At 75.2% G+C, this 1,048-nt stretch carries 2 protein-coding genes; both read right to left on the bottom strand.

The features are described 5' to 3' along the window. Positions 1-735, bottom strand: a 735-nt coding sequence (locus tag DKL51_RS33135) for an MCE family protein (protein ID WP_185735006.1), incomplete at its 3' end; no start/stop codon positions are given. Beyond that, positions 732-1,048, bottom strand: a 317-nt coding sequence (locus DKL51_RS35450; RefSeq protein WP_221623283.1) for a hypothetical protein, incomplete at its 5' end; no start/stop codon positions are given. The genes DKL51_RS33135 and DKL51_RS35450, both read right to left, overlap by 4 nt.

The raw sequence follows: 1,048 nt of genomic DNA, 5'->3' as shown, positions 1-1,048 counted from the left end.
CCCGGTGGCCAGCAGCCGCCGCAGGTCCGGGTCGGCGGCGCGGAGGGTGGCGGCGAGCTGCGCCAGCCCGTCCGACCACCGGCGCAGCGCCTCGGCCGACTCGGCCTGGGTGGTGAGCACGGTGCGCCCGTCCCGGATCAGCGCGAGCGTCTCGGGCAGCCGCGCGTCGGCGTCGGTGAGCAGCGCGTCGCCGGCGTCGAGAATCCGCGCGAGCGCCTGCTCGTTGCCCTCGAACGCGGTACCCAGCTCGGTGATGAGCACGGTCAGGTCGTCCGGGTCGACCGAGCGGACCAGGGCGTCCAGATTGGTCAACAGCGCCTCCGGGGCGAGCGGGACGCCGGTGCGCTCGACCGGGATGACCGCGCCGTCGGCGAGGAAGGGCCCACCGTCGCGGTCGGGGCGCAGGTCGAGGTACTGCTCGCCGACGGCGGAGCGCTGGGTGACCACGGCGCGCAGCGCGTCGGGCACCCGTACGCCCCGGCGGATCCGCACATCGACGCGGACCCGGTCGGCCCGCAGCTCGACGGCGGTGACCCGGCCGACGGGGACGCCACGGTAGGTGACCGGGGCGTTGGCGAAGATGCCGCCGGCCCGGGCGAGGTCGACGTGGACGAGGTAGTTGCCGCCGAGCAGCCGGTCGCCGAGGCCGACGTAGCGGATCCCGACGTAGCTGATGCCGAGGACGCTCACCAGCACGAACGCCAGCACCTGAAGTTTCGCGGTACGCCCGATCACGGGATCAGCCCTCCACCCAGGACGTCGGTCAGGTCGCCCACCTGTCCGGTGACCGCCCCCGTCACCGGTAGCACGCAGTCGGCGGTCAGCACGGTGCCGTCCGGCAGTTCGGTGCCGGCCGGGAAGGCCGTGCCCGGCGGCACGATCCCGGTGGGCAGGAGCAGTCCGCCGGTGGGCACCTCGGAGCCGGGCTTGAGCAGGGCGCACCCCTCCGGCAGGCCGCACTCCTTCGGCGGCGTCCAGGTTGCCGGGAGGTCCTTCGGGTCGGGCAGGCACGTCAGCGGCAGCTTCGGCAGGGCCGGCCCGGCACCCG

The sequence above is a fragment of the Micromonospora globispora genome, from assembly GCF_003857015.1.
Classification (GTDB): domain Bacteria; phylum Actinomycetota; class Actinomycetes; order Mycobacteriales; family Micromonosporaceae; genus Micromonospora; species Micromonospora globispora.
The sequence above is the reverse complement of the archived record's forward strand: the minus strand, read 5'-3'. Positions and strand labels throughout refer to the sequence as shown.